Here is a 348-nt window from a genome sequence, read left to right as displayed (position 1 = left end):
GTCAGATGCGGGATTACCCGCCGTGTTTTAATGCTGTTGGCCTGATATCTCAGATGTAATCCTTTGTTTTCAGCATGATAGCCAATAAGCCACAGTACAATTGTACTCAGAGTCGCCAGTAGGCTCAGTACCAGCATTCTTCCCACGGAACGACTGTAACTGGCACGCAGAGCGAACCCGAAGCGCTCGCTTTTTTCATCCCGGAAGTTCTGCTCGATTTGCATGCGACGGCTGTACAATTTCATGATTTCCCGAGGTTTAAAGTCATTCGTACTGCTAAAGATAAGCCACGGTTCTTTTGCCGAAGAACGTCCATCCTTTATTTGGGATTTACGCTCTATGCGGCAA

The 348-nt window shown here is 47.4% G+C and carries 1 protein-coding gene; it reads right to left on the bottom strand.

What is annotated here, in order from left to right; translation table 11 throughout:
* Window positions 1-348, bottom strand: a 348-nt coding sequence (locus A7090_RS23495) for a transposase (protein ID WP_157941498.1), incomplete at both ends; no start/stop codon positions are given.

Source organism: Escherichia sp. MOD1-EC7003 (genome assembly GCF_002965065.1).
In the GTDB taxonomy this organism is placed as follows: Bacteria; Pseudomonadota; Gammaproteobacteria; order Enterobacterales; family Enterobacteriaceae; genus Escherichia.
Note: the sequence above shows the minus strand (reverse complement) of the source record. Positions and strands in the feature narration are given on the sequence as shown.